The sequence below is a fragment of the Cryobacterium sp. TMT2-17-1 genome (assembly GCF_004402765.1).
Lineage (GTDB): Bacteria > Actinomycetota > Actinomycetes > Actinomycetales > Microbacteriaceae > Cryobacterium > Cryobacterium sandaracinum.
This window is the reverse complement of record NZ_SOGC01000019.1, coordinates 12457-29759: the sequence shown is the minus strand read 5'-3', so window position 1 is coordinate 29759 and position 17303 is coordinate 12457. Positions and strand designations below refer to the sequence as shown.

Here is a 17303-nt window from a genome sequence, read left to right as displayed (position 1 = left end):
GACCGCCGCAACGACGCCGACGAAGGCGGGCTGGTACACGGCGGCCCCCGGGCTCAGTTCGGTCGGGTGCCGAAGCGGGGTGAGGCCGGACGCTGAACCTAGGCGGACTTGTCGACGCGGCGGGCCTTGTGCAGCACGATCGTGGGCTCGGCGTTATCGAGCACGGCGGCCCGGGTGACCACGACGCGCGCCACCTCGGAGCTCGACGGCACCTCGAACATGATCGGTCCGAGCACTTCTTCCATGATCGCTCGCAGGCCACGCGCACCGGTCTTGCGCAGGACCGCGAGGTCGGCGATGGCCTCCAGCGCCGGCTGTTCGAACTCGAGCTCGACGCCGTCGAGCTGGAACATGCGCTGGTACTGCCGCACGAGGGCGTTCTTCGGGACGGTCAAAATCTGCATCAGGGCCACCTGGTCGAGCTGGGTGACGGTGGTGACCACGGGCAGACGGCCGATGAACTCGGGGATCAGGCCGAATTTGTGCAGGTCTTCGGGGAGCACCTCACTGAACAGGTTGACGTCGTCACCCTTGCTGTGAAGCGGAGCGCCGAACCCGATGCCCTTCTTGCCGGCCCGGGTCGAAATGATGTCATCCAGGCCCGCGAACGCGCCGGCCACGATGAACAGTACATTCGTGGTGTCGATCTGAATGAATTCCTGGTGCGGATGCTTGCGCCCACCCTGCGGCGGAACCGAGGCCACAGTGCCCTCGAGAATCTTCAACAGGGCCTGCTGAACACCCTCGCCGGACACGTCGCGGGTGATCGAGGGATTCTCGGCCTTGCGCGCGATCTTGTCGATCTCGTCGATGTAGATGATGCCGGTCTCGGCGCGTTTGACGTCGTAGTCGGCGGCCTGGATCAACTTGAGGAGGATGTTCTCCACGTCTTCACCGACATAGCCGGCCTCGGTGAGGGCCGTCGCATCCGCCACGGCGAAGGGAACGTTGAGGCGTTTTGCCAGTGTCTGGGCGAGGTAGGTCTTGCCGCAGCCGGTAGGGCCGATCAACAGAATGTTGGACTTGGCGATCTCTACGTCATCGTGGATGGCGTCGGCGGCGGTGAGGGTGGCGCGGGAGCGTACGCGCTTGTAATGGTTGTAGACGGCAACGGCGAGGGCGCGCTTTGCGGCTTCCTGCCCGATGACGTATTCCTCGAGGAAGCCGAAGATCTCCTTCGGCTTGGGCAATTCGAATTCGCCGGTACCGTCTTCAGCGGTGGCTTCGGCCAAACGCTCCTCGATGATCTCGTTGCACAACTCGACGCACTCGTCGCAGATGTAGACACCGGGGCCCGCAATGAGCTGCTGCACCTGCTTCTGGCTCTTTCCGCAGAAAGAGCATTTCAACAGGTCAGCGCTTTCGCCTATTCGGGCCATCCGTCAGCCTCCTCCATTGACAACTGCATCGAGCCTAGCCTGTGCCTGTGCGGCACGGGTGCAGGCTGACCGCATCTGTCGAATAACGTTCAGGCACCGTTCTGCCCGAACTCTCCGATATGCGAAACGCGACGGATGCCCGGCTCCGTTGAGCCGGACATCCGTCGCGTTCACGGTTTCGCTCTTCTACTTGACGAGCGTGGGCACGTTTTTGCGGCTGGTCAGGATCTGGTCGATCAGGCCGTACTCGAGGGCCTCGGCCGAGCCGAGGATCTTGTCGCGGTCGATATCCTTGTGAACCTGCTCCGCGCTGCGGTTGGAGTGGTGAGCGATGGTGAATTCGAGCCACTCCCGCATCCGCTGAATCTCAGCTGCCTGGATCTCGATGTCGGAGGCCTGACCTCCGCCCTGTCCGCCGGCCGAGGGCTGGTGGATGAGGATGCGGGCGTTGGGAAGGGCGAGGCGCTTCCCGGGTGTGCCGCCGGCAAGCAGCACGGCCGCAGCGGATGCCGCCTGGCCGAGGCAGACCGTCTGGATGTGCGGACGAATGTACTGCATCGTGTCGTAGATCGCCGTCATCGCGGTGAAGGAGCCACCCGGTGAGTTGATGTACATCACGATGTCCCGGTCCGGGTCCTGGCTCTCGAGCACCAAGAGCTGGGCCATGACGTCATCGGCGGACGCGTCGTCCACCTGCACGCCGAGAAAGATGATGCGGTCCTCGAAGAGCTTCGCGTAGGGGTCCTGGCGCTTGTAGCCGTAGGCCGTGCGCTCTTCAAACGTGGGAAGGATGTATCGGGCCTCGGGAGCCTGCGAAGCGCGGCCCCCGGCCTGGTGACCAAAATTCGTGAATTCCATGTCGTCTCGCCCGTCCTACTTCTTGTTCACTGAGTCGTCGGTGCCGCCGCCGCCGACCACTTCCGACGCGGAGCCGCGCAGGTGGTCGACAAAACCATAGGCCACGGCCTCGTGAGCGGTGAACCAGTTGTCGCGGTCGTTGTCAATGAGGATCTGCTCGACCGACTTGCCGGTCTGCTCTGCCGTGAGTTCGGCCATCCGCTTCTTCATATCCAGGATGACCTTCGCCTGCGTCTGGATGTCGGCGGCCGTGCCACCGAATCCGCCGGACGGCTGGTGCAACAGGACCCGGGCGTTGGGTGTGATGTAGCGCTTGCCCTTGGTTCCAGAGGACAACAGGAACTGCCCCATCGAGGCAGCGAGTCCGATGCCGACGGTGACGATGTCGTTCGGAACGAACCTCATCGTGTCGTAGATGGCCATGCCCGCCGTGATTGAGCCGCCGGGGGAGTTGATGTACAGGAAGATATCCCGCTCCGAGTCCTCTGCGGCCAGCAGCAGGATTTTGGCACAAATCTCGTTGGCGTTCTCATCCCGGACCTCTGAACCCAGCCAGATGATGCGGTCTTTCAGCAGTCGGTCAAAAACGCCCGGTGTAGGTGTCATATCGGCCATGTCGCGCTCCGTTTCACTTGTCGCTTCAGATTGAATCTATAGGAGCCAACGCTCCGGAACGGCTGTGTTCGCCCTCGGCAGATAACGCGCCGCCCACGCATCAGTCGCTCCGAACCAATTCGACGGAGATTCTGCTCTCCTGGTCCCGAAAACCGTGCATAACGGCCCTTAACCCGAAAATCTCCGTCGAATTGGTCCAGGGCGGGAGAGCTGAGGGCAAGGGACGGGAGCGGGGGCGGCAGGGCAGAAACGCGGAACGGGCCGGATGTCTGTGACATCCGACCCGAACGCCCGCGTGAGCGGTCGTCGTGTCACTTCTTGGCGGCGGCCTTCTTCTTCGCCGCGGTGGCCTTGGCCTTGGCTGCCTTCGCTGCCGTGGCCTTGATGGCCTCGACCTCGGCGTCGACCTCGGCCTCGACCTCGGCGGCGTCGGAGTCGTCCTCCTCGATCTCCTCTTCCTCGTCCTCGCCGGACGCCTCGTCGGCGACCGCGACGAACTCGGACAGGTCGACGGCGTTACCGTTGGAGTCAACGACCTCGGCCTTGCCCAGCGCGATGGCGAGGGCCTTGTTGCGGGCAACCTCGGCCACCATCGACGGGATCTGACCGTTGCCGCTCAGCGCCTGGACGAATTCGCTCGGGTCCATGCCGTACTGGGCTGCGCCCTGGATCAGGTACTGAGTGAGCTCGTCCTGGCTGACCTGGACCTTCTCGGCCTCGGCGATGGTGTCGAGCAGGATCTGCTGACGGAAGGTCTTCTCGCTGGCCTCGGTGACCTCGGCGCGGTGCTCGGCGTCTTCGAGGCGGTTCTCGCCCTCGAGGTGGCGACGCACCTCGTCCTCGATGATCGCGGTCGGAATCGGAACCTCGACCGACTCGAGCAGCTGCTCGACGAGCTTCTCGCGGGCCTGGGTGCCTTGGCCGAAGACCTTGGAGCGCTCGACCTGGCCCTTGAGGCTCTCGGTCAGTTCGGCGATGGTGTCGAACTCGCTGGCGATCTGCGCGAAGTCGTCGTCGGCGGTGGGAAGCTCGCGCTCCTTGACGGCGCCGACGGTGACGGTGATCTCGGCGGTCTCGCCCTCGTGGTCCCCACCCATGAGGTTGGAATTGAAGGTGGTGGTCTCACCGGCGCTGAGAGAGTCGAGCGCCTCGTCGATGCCGTCGATGAGGTCGCCGGATCCGACCTCGTAGGAGATGCCGGTGGCGTTGTCGACCTCGACGCTGTTGATGGCGGCGATCAGGTCGATCTGCACGAAGTCGCCCGTGGTGGCGGGACGATCGACGGTGACGAGAGTGCCGAAGCGGCTGCGCAGGTTGTCGAGTTCCTCGGTGACCTCTTCATCGGACACCTCGACGGCGTCGACGGTGAGCTTCAGCCCGGAGTAGTTCGGCAGGTCGATCTCGGGGCGCACGTCGACCTCGATGGCCAGTTCCAGGTCTCCGGAGAAGTCCTTGTCGCTGGGCCAGGCGACGATGTCTGCCTCGGGGCGGCCCAGGGGGCGCAGCTTGTGCTCGGTCACGGCCGAGCGGTAGAAACCGTCGAGGCTCTCGTTGACCGCATGCTCGAGCACGGCGGACTTGCCGACACGCTGGTCGATGATGGCCGGCGGGACCTTGCCCTTGCGGAAGCCGGGGATGTTGATGTCCTCGGCGATGTGGCCGTAGGCGTGGGTGATGCTGGGCTTCAGCTCCTCGGGAGCCACCGAGATGGTGACCTTCGCGCGAGTGGGGCTCAGTTGTTCTACCGTGGACTTCACGTGGCAATCTCCTGTGTTCGACCGATGTATTTAGGGGGTGTTGGTCGGGGCGACAGGATTCGAACCTGCGACCTCTCGGCCCCAAACCGAGCGCTCTACCAAGCTGAGCTACGCCCCGGACAATTTCTCAACCCGGTGATGGCATCCGCTTGGCGCGCAGAGTTCGCGCAATTCGCAGAATGACCTCGATAAGTCTACTGCACGGTCCGGATGCCGCGGGTCGAGGCGTGCAACTGGCGACCGTCGACGTGTACTACGCTGAGTGAGTGCGCGGGGGACTGCGCCCGGGGGATGTAGCTCAATGGTAGAGCCTCAGTTTTCCAAACTGATGGCGCGGGTTCGATTCCCGTCATCCCCTCCACACAACATCCTGGACGGATCGTCTCACACGGCTCAGTCGAGTCCGAGCCCGTTCAGCGTCGTGCGCAACGTCGTCGCCGAGTGCTCGAACAGCTCCTGCTCCTTCTCGCTGAAGGGAACCTCGATCACGCGCGAGACGCCCTCGGCGTTGATCACGCTCGGCACCGACAGCGCCACGTCGCTGACGCCCCGGTAGTCGGTGAGCACCGAGCTGACCGGAAGCACGGCGCCCTCGTCGCGCAGCACGGCCTCGACGATCCGGGCGCCCGAAAGCCCGATCGCGTAGTTCGTGGCGCCCTTGCCGGCGATGACCGTATACGCCGCGGTCTTCACGCTCTCGGTGATCGCGTCGAATTCCGCCTCCGAGAACGGCACCAGACCCTTAGGCGAGATGTCGTCCTGCACCCACTCGGCCAGGGAGATCGGGCCGATCCGGGCCTGGGACCAGAGCGGGAACTCCGAGTCGCCGTGCTCTCCGACGATCACGGCGTGCACATTGGCGATCGCGACGCCGACCCGGTGCGCGAGCATCCAGCGCAGCCGGGAGGAGTCGAGCACCGTGCCCGACCCGAAGACGCGCGTGGCCGGCAGCCCGCTGAACTGGCGGGCAGCATAGGCAAGCACGTCGCAGGGGTTGGTGACGAGCATATAGACGGCGTCCGGGGCTCGCTCGACCAGCTGGGGCATCAGCTCCCGCAGGATCCCGACATTGACGCCGGCCATCTCGAGCCGGGACTGACCGGGGTGCTGTCTGGCCCCGGCCGTGATCACGACCATGTTCGCCCCCGCGATGGCGTCGAGGTCGCTGCCGCCGGCCACGCAGGAAGCACCCGTGAACTGGGTGCCGTGGGCCAGGTCGAGAACCTCGGCCTCCACCTTGGGCCCGTTGATGTCGTAGAGCACGACTTCCCGCGCGGACTGCCGGATCAGTGCGGCGTAGGCCAGGGACGACCCGACGGCCCCGGCTCCGATGATGGCCAGCTTGGAATTCGCGATCTCGCTCATAAGCTCATTCTGCACCCCTGACCGGGCCGGATCCGAGTATCCGGATATCCGTGGCTGAGTCAGTGCCGCAGGGTCAGTGCCGCAGGTAGGTGAGCACGGCCAGCACCCGGCGGTGGTCGGAGCCCGAGTCGTCGAGGCCAAGCTTCTGGAAGATCGAGGTGACGTTCTTCTCGACCGCGCCGACGCCGATCACGAGCTTCGCGGCGATGCCGGCGTTGGTGCGCCCCTCCGCCATCAGCCCGAGCACGTCACGCTCACGCGGGGTGAGGGCCGCGACCGGGTCGGTGCGGCGGGCCAGCAACTCGCGCACGACCTGCGGGTCGAGCACGGTGCCGCCCGCGCTGATCCGGGTCACGGCGTCCCGCAGCTCGTCGAGCGACGCCACCCGGTCCTTGAGCAGGTAGCCCAGTCCCCCGTTGCCGGCGGCGAGAAGTTCATGCGCGTAGGTGCCCTCCACATACTGGCTGAGCAGCAGGATGCCCACCGACGGCAACCTGCGGCGCAGTTCCAGCGCGGCGCGCACGCCCTCGTCCCGGAAGGTGGGCGGCATCCGCACATCCAGCACGGCGATGTCGGGCCGCAGCGCGTCTACCTCGGCCAGGAGGGAATCCGCGTCGCCGTAGGACGCGACGGTCACAAACCCGGCCTCGTCGAACAGGCGGATCAGACCTTCTCTGAGCAGCACCGAGTCCTCGGCCAGCACGAGCCGCAGGGGTGGGGCGGAGGGAGCGGCGAGAATGGCTGAAGCGAGGTCGGTCATCCGTTCAGGATACGGCGACCGCTCGCGCCGGCCGGGCCGCGGGCAGTGGGATGTGTGCCCCGATCGCGGTCGGGCCACCCTCGGGGCTCCGCACCGACAACACCCCGCGAAGGCCGTGCAGGCGTTCGTCGAGTCCTTGCAGGCCGTGGGCATCGGTCAGCCGGGCCCCGCCGATGCCGTCGTCGATCACCCAGATGTCGAGCCAGATGACGCCGGCGGCCCCCGTGCTGGCAGGGCTGCCGGTGCTCCCATCGTCGGGGACGGCGCGTAGGGCCAGGTGCAGACGGATGTCCGTGGCCCGCGAGTGCTTGGCGGCGTTGGTGAGCAACTCCGCGCCGACGAAATACGCGCTCCGCTCGATTTCGCTGGGCAGCCGCAGCGCCGGGTCGACCTGCAGCTCGAGCCGCACAGGGATGGTGCTACGGGCGGCCAGGGACTCGAGGCCGGCGAGGAGACCGCGGTCCTGCAGGAGGGGCGGCACCAGACCGCGGGACAGCGCCCGCAGCTCCTCGAGGGTGTCGTGAGCCTGCTCCCGGGCCTCCACGATCAGGGTGCGCGCGGCATCCGGGTCGGTATCGAGCTTGCGCTCGGCGCTGGCGAGGTCCATCTGCAGGCGCACCAGGCGCTGCTGCGGACCATCGTGGATGTCCCGTTCCAGGCGTCGCAGGGACTGGTCTTCCGCGGCGACGGCCGCCCCGCGCGACGCGCTGAGGTCGGCGACCTCACGCTGCAGGGCCTCGGACCGCCAGGCGCCCAGCATGCCGCGGGCCGCGAACTGGTGCAGCCGGGTGAACGCGTGGGTGATGTACGGCAGGGTCAGCAGAAAGAGGATGCCCAGGACGAGCTGGAGGAGGCTTTCGGCCAGGAGCGGGTCGATCGGGAGCGTGGTGCCCGGCAGAATCCAGTTCAGGATGATCGCGTGCAGGTCGTCGTTCCGGTCCTCGGGGAGGAAGCGGCCCCAGATCCAGTAGCTGACGCCGCCGAGGCCCACCGACAGCCAGACTACGGTGACGATCCAGCTGACAAGCCCGACCACGAAGTTCACGACCATGCCGTGCAGCAGGTAGAGCCAGTAGTGCCCGTTGACGAGCGGGCCGAGCAGGGCGCGGAGGGTGGTGGCCGGCTCCCCCGGCGTCGCCCACCGCGGCGGGGTGATGGCAGGCTGGCCGGCCCAGCGCAGGCGGGCGAGTTCGACCAGACCGATGCCGCGGGCGAGGTAGAGGGACGCCACGACGACGACGATCCCAACGACGGCGGCGAGCAGGCCGATGCCGGTGAAGAATACGGTGCTCAGAACGGTGAGGGCGATCACGACCACCGGCAGGGTCAGCAGTAGAAAGAGCAGCTCCTGCGGCACGCGCCGCCAGAGCGCGCGATAGCCGGCGCGTGCGGGGGTTTCGGTCGGTGCGGTCATGGTGTCCTCCAGTAAGTCTGTCGGTACTCAGCCTGATCGCCGGGTCGAGTAGACGACATCCCGCTGCCAACCGGATCTCGCCGGGGGTAACCCCCCAGGTCAGAGGGTGGTGTGGGTGAAGCGGCCGGCGAGCAGGGTGGCGGCCACGGGCATCCGTCGCAGGTCGGGCACTGAGGCGACGAACGGGTCGATCTCGCACACCGCGAGGTCGGCGACGTCTCCCGCCAGAACGCGGTGCCGGCCGCGCGCGGACGCGGCGAGCGCGGCCTGCCGGGAGATGGCTTGCTCGGCGTGCCAGGGTTCGCGGCTGCCGCGAGTGCGCCCGACGGCGGCGGCGATGCTCACCCACGGGTCCAGCGGAGCGACCGGGGCGTCGGACCCGAGCGCGAGCGTGACCCCGGCGTTCAGCAGGCTCTTCAGCACGAAGGCCCGGTCGGTGCGTCCCACCCAGTAGCGGTCGGCGACGTCCCGGTCGTCGAGGGCGTGCTCGGGCTGCACGCTCGCTACCACGCCGAGCCGGGCGAAACGGGCGACGTCCTCCCTCGTGAGCAGCTGCGCGTGCTCGATGCTGCCGGCGCAGCCGAGCTGCTCGAAGGCGTCGAGGGCCAGCGCGTTGGCCCGGTCGCCGATGGCGTGCACGGCGGGGCGGATGCCCGCGGCCACGGCCCGGCCCAGGTGCGCGAGCAGCTCCTCCGGCGGCACGGTGAGCATCCCGCGTGACCCGGGCTGGCCCTCCAGGCCGGGGTACTCGTCGACGCAGTACGCGGTGCGGGTGTTCAGCGAGCCGTCGGTGATCACCTTGCAGGATCCCACCGTGAGCAGCCCGCCGGTGCCGTCGATGCCGGCCCCACTCCGCAGACCGAGTGCGATGGCGCGCTCCAAATGCTGGGTGTAGATACCGAACTCCACCCGCAGCGAGTCGGTGCCGCCCTGGATGCGCCGCAGCCAGGTGGCGAGGTTCCAGTCCATCTCCATGTCGACGATGCCCACGACCCCGCGAGCCGCCGCGGCCCGGGCCGCGCTGTCGGCCCAGCCGTCCATCACGACATCGGGCACCTCGGCGAGCGTGCGCACCACGGCGAAGCAGTCCTCCTCACGGAGCAGCCCGGTCGGGTGCTCCGTGTGGCCGTGGCGGGCGAGCGCGGCCGAGTTCAGCCAGCATGAGTGTAGGTCACCGCTGATCAACACGGTCGGAACGGTGCCGGCGGCGGCGTCCAGCAGGGGCCGGCTCGGGGCATCCGGCCACAGAGCGTCGCGAAACCCGAACCCGACCAGGGTCTCCCCCCTCGAAACGCCGGGCACCCGTTCGGCCACCAGGTCGGCCGCGGCGGCGGCACTGTCGGTGCCGGACAGATCCAGCCGCTGATTCGTCTGCGCCCACTGGCTGAAGTGCACGTGGTTGTCCCAGAGGCCCGGAATCAGCCAGCGTTCTTCCAAATCGACCGAACGGATGCCCGCAGCCGACTGACTCAGATACCCGAGCCGGCGCACCCGGCCGTCGACGATCAGCGTGTCGACGATCTCGTCGCTTCCCGGCAGCCGGCCGTTCCGCAAGACGAGCGGAGGGGCCGACGCTGTTGCCGGAGCGGGCGTGGACACGCTCACCGGTCGACCCCGTGCACCCGGCGCATTTCGGCTGCCAGGCCCGGGCTCGCATAGGGACCGTCTCCCTCGAGTTCACCCAGAATGCGCGCCACGGTCTCGGCCGGCTTGTTCTGGCTGAGCTTGCACTTGGCGGTGAGGCGGTTCACCCTGAGCCGGAAGCCGACCGTACCGGCCGCAATACGGGCGGCGTAGGCGGCGTTGGCCTCGGTGCCGGACAGGCGACGCGGTTCAGGCATCCGCTCCTCGAAGTGGTCGACCAGGCGGTCCAGCACCCGCAGGTTCTCCTCGTCGCTGAGTAGTTCGGGTGTGCCGTTCAGGTGCGCGGCGACGAAGTTCCAGGTGGGAACGGCGGGCGCCGCGTCGTACCAGCCGGGCGAGATGTAGCCGTGGGGTCCCTGGATGATCACCAGCAGCTCGTGCCGGCCGAGTTCGTGCAGGGCCTCGTCGGGGCGTCCGACGTGGCTGACCAGCACGATTCCGTCGGTCTCGTCGGCCTCCTCGTCGAGCAGTACCGGGTAGTGCGAGGCCACCAGACCCGACTCGGTGTGGCTGATCAGCGTGGCCCATGGGTTCTCCCGGATGAGACGGCGGATCTCGGCCGGGTCGCCCTGCTCAAAAATGGGGTTGTGTCTCATCGGTGTCCCGTTCTGGTCGTGGGTTCAGATCAGGTGAAGCAGATCAGGGCGAGCAGGTCAGGCCTGGCATTTCGGGCACCAGTAGAGCTTGCGTGCGGCCATCTCCTCAACGGTGATGTGGGTGCCGCAGACCCGGCAGGGCAGCCCCTCGCGCTTGTACACCCAGTGCCGGTCGGCCCGTCGCCTCAGGGCTCGCCCATAAGCCGCGTCGCCGAGGCCGTCCATGGTCATCATCTGCCCGGTCGACACGCCGATCTTCAGCAGGTGCGCCCAGTCTCGCCAGAGCGCACGGGACTGCTCGTCGCTGAGCGACTTGCCCGGCGCATACGGGTTCAGGCGCGCACGGAAGAGCAACTCGGCCCGGTAGACGTTGCCGATGCCGCTGACCACCAACTGGTCCATCAAAAGGCGCCCGATCGGGGTGGGCTTCTTCCGCACCACCGTGACGAAGCGGTCCTCGGCGGCGCGGCTGTCGTCGAGCATCGGGTCCGGCCCGAGACGGTCCATCGCCACGTGCACCTCCTGAGAGTCGAGCACCACGCAAGCCGTGGGCCCGCGCAGGTCCGCAACGACGTCGTCGGCCAGCAGACGCACCCGCACCTGGCCGATGGGTGCGGGCGGGAAGCCGTCGGGCTCGACGCTGACCTTCTCGTCTTCCGCCATCCGCAGCCGGGTCAGCCGGGGCGCGCCGATGCTCTGCAGCGAGTCCTCCCCCGCCAGGCCCTGCATGACGTCACCCGCGTCGCGCCTGACGGTCCGGCGCCTGCGACCCTTGATGGCGGCGTCCGTACCGTGCGCTTGGATGTCCCCGGCAAAGTCCCAGGCGCCGTAGAGCCCCAGGTGCACGCGCAGCCAGAGCCCGTTGTCGAATTCGAGGAACATCTGCTTGCCGACGGCACGGGCATCCGTCATGATGTGGCCGTCGAGCATCGCCGCGCCGTCCACGAAGCGGCCCTGCGGCGACGACAGTCGGATGCTTTTACCCACGAAGTTGCGGGCGAACTGGCGCGCAATGCGGTGGACGGAATGACCCTCAGGCACGGCTAGTCGGCGAGACGCGTGCCGTTGATGGTGCAGTGCGCCTCGTACTCCGCCAGCTGCAGGATGCGGCGGCAGTGGCGTTCGTCGCCGGGGAACGGCTCCGAGATAAAGGCGTCGATGAAGTCGATGGCGTCCTCGATGCTGTGCTGCCTGGCACCGATGGAGATGACGTTCGCGTCGTTGTGCTCGCGGGCGAGCCTGGCGGTACTGAGGCTCCAGACCAGCGCGGCGCGCACGCCCTTCACCTTGTTAGCGGCCATCTGCTCGCCGTTGCCCGAGCCGCCGAAGACGACGCCGAGCGCGTCGACGCCGACGGACAGGTCGGCGACGACGGCCTCGGCCGCCCGGATGCAGAAACCGGGGTAGTCGTCGAGGGCGTCGTAGACCTCCGGCCCGTGGTCCACGACTTCGTGACCGGCAAGGGCGAGGTGCGTGACCAGCTGGTGGCTGAAGTCGAGGCCGGCGTGGTCAGTGGCGATGTGGATGCGCATGCAACCGATTATATTTACTCGGCTTACTCGGCTGGTACCGTCGCAGCCGCGGCGAAGATCGGCTCGCGGGTGCGGGAGCGCTTCAGCTCGAAGAAACCGTCATACCCGGCAACGGCCACCACACCGTCCCAAAGCTTGAGCGCCACATCTCCGCTCGGCGCGGGCGAGATGACCGGGCCGAAGAAGGCCACGTCGTTCACGGCGATGACGGGGGTGCCGACATCCTGGCCCACCCGCTCCATGGCGTCGAAGTGGCTGGCGCGCATCTGCACGTCGTAGTGGTCGCTGTCGGCCCACTCCGCGAACGATGCCGGCAGGCCCACCTCGGCGAGCGCGGCGGGAATGACCTCGTCGGGGTTTGTGCTGCCACCGAGGTGGATGCGGGCGCCCAGGGCATCGTAGACCGCCTTGACCGTTTTCTGGCCGTGCAGTTCCTGTGCGGCAGCAACCAGGCGGGTGTACTTGAGAGCCCGGGGGAAGAACGCGCGGTACTCCTCGGACACGTCCTGGTCCTCGTTCAGGACGGCGAGGCTCATCACCTTCCACTCGACGTCGAAACCGCGCAGGGCGGAGACCTCCTCCACCCAGCGGGAGGTCATCCAGGCCCAGGGGCAGGAGGGGTCGAACCAGAACTTCACAGAGTCAGCCATGGGGCCCAGCCTAAGTGTCTCCCGGCTGGGAAAGCGCCGACGGAGACCGAACGTAAACCCCTGTCCAGAGACGGTATCCTCGGCAAAATGTCTGGTTGTTGCCCATTTCCGACTAAAATTATTCGTTATGCCCGAAAGCGGGCCCCTTTTTTTCGCAGCAACATGATCTCTACGAGAGAAGTTCCCATGCCCAGAACCAGCTCACTTTCCGGTGCCGACGGCACGGCGGTGAAGACCAAGAATCCGCTCCTGCAGCGCCGCTTGAAGGTGTCGCACGTGAACGTGGTCGATCAGTCAAGGCTGAAGAAAGCCCTCGGCGGAACCATCGTGGGAAACACGATGGAGTGGTACGACGTCGGCGTGTTCGGCTACCTCATCACGACCATGGGTCCGGTGTTCCTGCCCGAGTCCGACCCGACCGTGCAGACCCTGTTCCTGCTCGGCACCTTCGCCGCGACGTTCATCGCCCGTCCGCTGGGTGGTGTGTTCTTCGGCTGGCTCGGGGACAAGATCGGCCGCCAGAAGGTGCTGTCGATGACCCTGATCCTGATGGCGGCATCCACTTTCGCCGTGGGCCTGCTGCCCGGCTACGCCCAGGTGGGCATGCTCGCCGCCGCGCTGCTGGTCTTCACCAAACTCGTGCAGGGCTTCTCCACCGGCGGTGAGTACGCCGGTGCGACCACCTTCGTGAGCGAGCACTCGCCCGACAAGCACCGCGGCTTCTTCGCCAGCCTGCTCGATATGGGCAGCTACCTCGGCTTCGCCATCGGCGCCGCGCTCGTGTCCATCCTGCAGGTCACCCTCGGGCAGCCCGTCATGGAAGACTGGGGTTGGCGCATCCCATTCCTGATCGCCGGACCGCTCGGCCTGATCGCCATCTGGTTCCGTCTGAAGATCGAGGAATCCCCCACCTTCCAGGCCACCCTGGACGCGAAGGAACTGGCCGCGACCGACCCGTCGTTCTCCGACGAGTCCGCCCCGTCCAACAGCCCGGTCAGCATTTTCAAGAACCACTGGCGCGGCATCATCGTCGCCATGATCCTTGTCGCCGCGGCCAACACGCTCGGCTACGCGCTCACCTCATACATGCCGACCTACCTCACCGCCACCAAGGGCTACGACGAGCTGCACGGGACACTGCTCACCATCCCGATCCTCGTTATCATGGCGCTCTGCATCCCCCTGGCCGGCCGCCTGTCCGACAAGATCGGTCGTCGTCCCGTGCTCTGGATGGGTTCGCTCAGCGCCGTAGTGCTCTCCATCCCCGCCTTCATGCTGATCGGCGTCGGCGAGATCTGGACGACGCTGCTCGGCCTGGCTCTGATCGCCCTGCCCGTCACGTTCTACGTCTCCAACCTCGCCTCGGCCCTGCCGGCGCTGTTCCCGACCGAAAGCCGTTACGGTGCCATGGGCATCGCGTACAACTTCTCGGTGGCCATCTTCGGTGGCACGACGCCGTTCATCATCGCGGCGCTGATCGCCACGACCGAGAACGACATGATGCCGGCTTACTACCTGATGGGGACATCCGTCATCGGTGGAATCGCGATCTTCTTCCTGCGCGAGTCTGCCGGGCGTCCGCTGATCGGCTCGATGCCCAGCGTGGACTCGGTCTTCGAGGCCCGCGAACTGGTAGCCACGCAGGATGACAACCCTGCCCTGGACACCGACGAGATGCCGTTCGACGAGACCTATGAGCCGCCGACCTCGTCGATGGATCTCTCATCGCTCGCGACGGAGCCGGAAACCGAGCCGGAGCCGCTGAAGGTCTAGCGACACCCTGCTGCATCGACCGGTGGCCCGGCGTTCGGAGACCCTGGTCTCGGCGCGCCGGGCCACCGGTCTGTGTGCTGTGTGCACCGGGCCGGGCCATCGCGGGGGCCATCGTAGAATTGTTCGATGACCACGACGCCTCCGACCGAGCCCGCTCCCGGGGCCGTGTCCACCCTCAGCATCGACCCTGCCGAGATGGCGATCGCCCTGCGCGTGCTCGCCTCGCTCAGCGAGATCGACCCCGAAGACCCCGATTTCGTCACCGTGCGGCAGGCCACCGCCAAGATGTTCAAGTCCGTCAAGATGGTGCGACGCGGCGAGAAGCGGCAGGCGATTGCGGATGCCGACCGGGAGGTCATCGCCGCGACCGCGACCGGCGCCGCCACCCGCATCGACGACGAGACCATTGGCGCCCAGCTGCGCCTGGGCACCGACCGGGCGTCGGCCGGCGAGTTGCTCGTGCCGCGGGCCTGCTACATCTGCAAACAGAAGTACACCCTCGTCGACGCCTTCTACCACCAGCTCTGCCCTGCCTGCGCGACGATGAGCCATGAGAAGCGGGATGCCCGCACCGACCTGACCGGCAGGCGCGCCCTACTCACGGGCGGCCGCGCCAAGATCGGCATGTACATCGCCCTGCGCCTGCTGCGCGACGGCGCCCACACCACCATCACCACCCGGTTCCCGCGCGACGCGGTGCGCCGCTTCAGCGCCATGCCGGACTCGGCCGACTGGCTGCACCGTCTCCGCATCGTCGGGATCGACCTGCGCGACCCGGCCCAGGTGATCGGCCTGGCCGACTCCGTCGCCGCGGCCGGGCCGCTGGACATCCTGATCAACAACGCCGCCCAGACCGTGCGCCGCTCCCCCGGCTCCTACTCGATGCTGGTCGAGGCCGAGCAGTCGCCGCTGCCGGAGGGCGTCATCCCGGAGATCGTCACGTTCGGGCACACCAGTGACGCGCACCCGACCGCGCTCGCGGCATCCGTCACCAGCCACCCGATCCTGGCCGCAGCAGCCGGAGCGAGTGGCGCACTCACGGCCGACGACCTGACCGCCCTGGCGCTCGCACCGGGCTCCTCGTCTCTCGCGCGTCTCGCCGCCGGCACCGCGATCGACGCCGGCGGGCTCGTGCCCGACCTGCACTCCCGAAACAGCTGGACCGCGAACGTGGAAGACGTCGACCCGCTGGAGATGCTGGAGGTGCAGCTGTGCAACACCACGGCCCCGTTCCTGCTGGTGAGCCGTCTGCGTGGCTCGCTCGCGGCATCCGACGCCCGCCGCACCTACATTGTGAACGTGTCGGCGATGGAGGGCGTGTTCGGCCGCGGCTACAAGGGGCCCGGCCACCCGCACACGAACATGGCCAAAGCCGCGCTGAACATGCTCACCCGCACGAGCGCGAAGGAAATGCTGTCCGACGGCATCCTGATGACCAGCGTCGACACCGGCTGGATCACCGACGAGCGGCCGCACCCCACCAAGATCCGCCTCGCCGAGGAGGGCTTCCACGCCCCACTCGACCTGGTCGACGGCGCGGCGAGGGTCTACGACCCGATTGTGCGCGGCGAGGGCGGCGAGGACCTCTGCGGCGTCTTCCTCAAGGACTACAAGCCCGGCGCCTGGTAGCCGGGGCAGGTCGTCGGCGGGGTCGGCTTGCGAGTCGGCGGGTCAAGTCGGCGGGGTCGGCCTGCGAGTCGGCGAGTCGAGTCGGCGAGTCGAGTCGGCGAGTCGAGTCGGCGAGTCGAGTCGGCGAGTCACGTCGGCGCGCTGGACAGGCAGCAGGACAGCCGGCAGGCCCCTCACCAATTCGACGGAGATTTTGAGGTTTGCGCACCCGGGCGGCCGGTTGCGGCCTGGTTTCGGCAGAATCTCCGTCGAATTGGTTCGGGCGGGCGACATGGTGCGGGCCATTTTGGTGCGGCGAGCGGATGCCGCTGGGTGCCGGCACCGGGATCGCGCCCCGCCGAACCGCACCTCAGTCAGGAGCCGGCGGGGTCCAGACCCAGGGGGTCGTCGTCGTGATGGCCTGAAAGCCCAGCCGCAGCAGGATCGGTTTGCTATCGTCGGAGGCATCCACTTGCAGGTAGCGCACACCGCATTGGTGCGCGAGCCGCGCGCGGTATGCCACCAGCGCCCGGTAGATGCCGCGGCCCCGCCAGGCGGCCAGGGTCGACCCACCCCAGAGTCCCGCGAAATCAGTGCCGCGGGTGAACTCGAGCCGGCACGAGGAGACGAGCTCGCCGCCGTGCACGCCGCCGGCCTCGGCGACGAACACGAGCACGTCGCCCGGGGCCTCACGCACACCGGCCTCCAGCTGGTCGGCCAGCCAGGCGTAGTCCTCGTCCCAGACCTGCGACTGCAGCGCGGCGATGCGCTCGAAGTCGGCCCGGGTGTCGACCTGCCTGATCGTGACGCCGACCGGCAGCACCGGCACGGCGTTCAGGCGTTCGGTCTCGGCGACGACGACCGTCTCCAGCTCCTCGGCCACGAAGCCGGCCACAAGCAGGCGGTCCGGCAGATCGGCTGGCAGGTCGTGGCCGCGGGTCTTCCACTCGAAGGCCTCGCCGCGGGCAGCGAAGAAATCGCGGTGCTCCGCGATCAGGGCGTCGAGCGCCGCGCCGGTCGCACCCACGTCGCGAGCGGTCTCGACGAGCCCCTGGTGCCGTCCCAAGATCCGCAGAACCGGGCCCGACAGTTCGTAACGGATGCCCGTGGGCCGGTCGGTCGGAACCCAGAGCCGAAGCTGTGCGTCGTAGGCATCACGGAGCGCGTCTCGGGTTGTCATTGTGGATAACCCTAGAGCCGCCCAGAACGAATTCGACGGAGATTTTGCGCGAAACGGCTCCACGGAGGCCTTAATCCGCCCTTTTCCGCAGAATCTCCGTCGAATTGACTCCACGCCCGACACCGGACGCGGGACACCAGACACCGGATGACGGGTGAGCGCACGCGCACGA

15 protein-coding genes and 2 tRNA genes are annotated in these 17303 nt (G+C 67.5%); 3 read left to right on the top strand and 14 right to left on the bottom strand.

Annotated features, from left to right (window positions below):
- Positions 1-98 precede the first annotated feature (98 nt).
- From clpX to E3O47_RS04695, 5 genes are all read right to left on the bottom strand, one after another.
- Positions 99-1379 (bottom strand): ATP-dependent Clp protease ATP-binding subunit ClpX, encoded by a 1281-nt coding sequence (gene clpX / locus E3O47_RS04715; RefSeq protein WP_134416614.1) that lies wholly within the window; start codon positions 1377-1379, stop codon positions 99-101.
- A gap of 186 nt (positions 1380-1565) precedes the next feature.
- Positions 1566-2237, bottom strand: coding sequence for an ATP-dependent Clp protease proteolytic subunit (locus E3O47_RS04710; RefSeq protein WP_104103356.1), 672 nt, complete (start codon positions 2235-2237; stop codon positions 1566-1568).
- Between the two features lie 15 nt (positions 2238-2252).
- Entirely contained in the window at positions 2253-2852 is a 600-nt protein-coding gene (locus E3O47_RS04705) for an ATP-dependent Clp protease proteolytic subunit (protein ID WP_104103353.1), read from the bottom strand.
- A gap of 311 nt (positions 2853-3163) precedes the next feature.
- Entirely contained in the window at positions 3164-4609 is a 1446-nt protein-coding gene (tig, locus tag E3O47_RS04700; RefSeq protein WP_134419661.1) for a trigger factor, read from the bottom strand.
- 41 nt (positions 4610-4650) lie between these two features.
- Positions 4651-4727: transfer RNA gene (locus E3O47_RS04695), tRNA-Pro, on the bottom strand.
- Between the two features lie 169 nt (positions 4728-4896).
- On the opposite strand from E3O47_RS04695, the gene E3O47_RS04690 reads away from it, so the two are divergent.
- Positions 4897-4970: transfer RNA gene (locus E3O47_RS04690), tRNA-Gly, on the top strand.
- A 32-nt stretch (positions 4971-5002) separates the two neighbouring features.
- Here E3O47_RS04690 and E3O47_RS04685 read toward each other — a convergent pair.
- From E3O47_RS04685 to E3O47_RS04650, 8 genes are all read right to left on the bottom strand, one after another.
- Positions 5003-5974, bottom strand: a complete 972-nt coding sequence (locus E3O47_RS04685) for an L-lactate dehydrogenase (RefSeq protein WP_134343127.1) — start codon at positions 5972-5974, stop codon at positions 5003-5005.
- Between the two features lie 73 nt (positions 5975-6047).
- Positions 6048-6734: a response regulator transcription factor gene (locus E3O47_RS04680; protein WP_104103347.1), complete on the bottom strand. Its 687-nt coding sequence runs from the start codon at positions 6732-6734 to the stop codon at positions 6048-6050.
- A 4-nt stretch (positions 6735-6738) separates the two neighbouring features.
- Complete coding sequence (locus E3O47_RS04675; RefSeq protein WP_104103344.1) at positions 6739-8148, bottom strand: sensor domain-containing protein; 1410 nt, start codon at positions 8146-8148, stop codon at positions 6739-6741.
- Positions 8149-8247: 99 nt separating this feature from the next.
- Positions 8248-9747, bottom strand: a complete 1500-nt coding sequence (locus E3O47_RS04670) for an amidohydrolase family protein (protein WP_134400935.1) — start codon at positions 9745-9747, stop codon at positions 8248-8250.
- Positions 9748-9749: 2 nt separating this feature from the next.
- A complete protein-coding gene (locus tag E3O47_RS04665) occupies positions 9750-10388 on the bottom strand; it encodes an FMN-binding negative transcriptional regulator (protein ID WP_104103338.1) in 639 nt (212 codons plus the stop codon).
- A 57-nt stretch (positions 10389-10445) separates the two neighbouring features.
- The gene (locus tag E3O47_RS04660) at positions 10446-11429 is read right to left on the bottom strand and encodes a DNA-formamidopyrimidine glycosylase family protein (RefSeq protein ID WP_104103336.1); all 984 of its coding nucleotides are present in this window, start codon (positions 11427-11429) and stop codon (positions 10446-10448) included.
- 2 nt (positions 11430-11431) lie between these two features.
- The gene (locus E3O47_RS04655; protein ID WP_104103334.1) at positions 11432-11920 is read right to left on the bottom strand and encodes a ribose-5-phosphate isomerase; all 489 of its coding nucleotides are present in this window, start codon (positions 11918-11920) and stop codon (positions 11432-11434) included.
- Between the two features lie 23 nt (positions 11921-11943).
- Complete coding sequence (locus tag E3O47_RS04650) at positions 11944-12570, bottom strand: disulfide bond formation protein DsbA (RefSeq protein ID WP_134419659.1); 627 nt, start codon at positions 12568-12570, stop codon at positions 11944-11946.
- Between the two features lie 186 nt (positions 12571-12756).
- Here E3O47_RS04650 and E3O47_RS04645 point away from each other — a divergent pair, with 186 nt between their 5' ends.
- Entirely contained in the window at positions 12757-14343 is a 1587-nt protein-coding gene (locus E3O47_RS04645; RefSeq protein WP_233191541.1) for an MFS transporter, read from the top strand.
- Between the two features lie 126 nt (positions 14344-14469).
- The gene (locus E3O47_RS04640) at positions 14470-15972 is read left to right on the top strand and encodes an SDR family NAD(P)-dependent oxidoreductase (protein WP_134419657.1); all 1503 of its coding nucleotides are present in this window, start codon (positions 14470-14472) and stop codon (positions 15970-15972) included.
- Positions 15973-16321: 349 nt separating this feature from the next.
- On the opposite strand, the gene E3O47_RS04635 is transcribed toward E3O47_RS04640, so the two are convergent.
- A complete protein-coding gene (locus E3O47_RS04635; RefSeq protein WP_134419655.1) occupies positions 16322-17131 on the bottom strand; it encodes a GNAT family N-acetyltransferase in 810 nt (269 codons plus the stop codon).
- Positions 17132-17303: the final 172 nt, after the last annotated feature.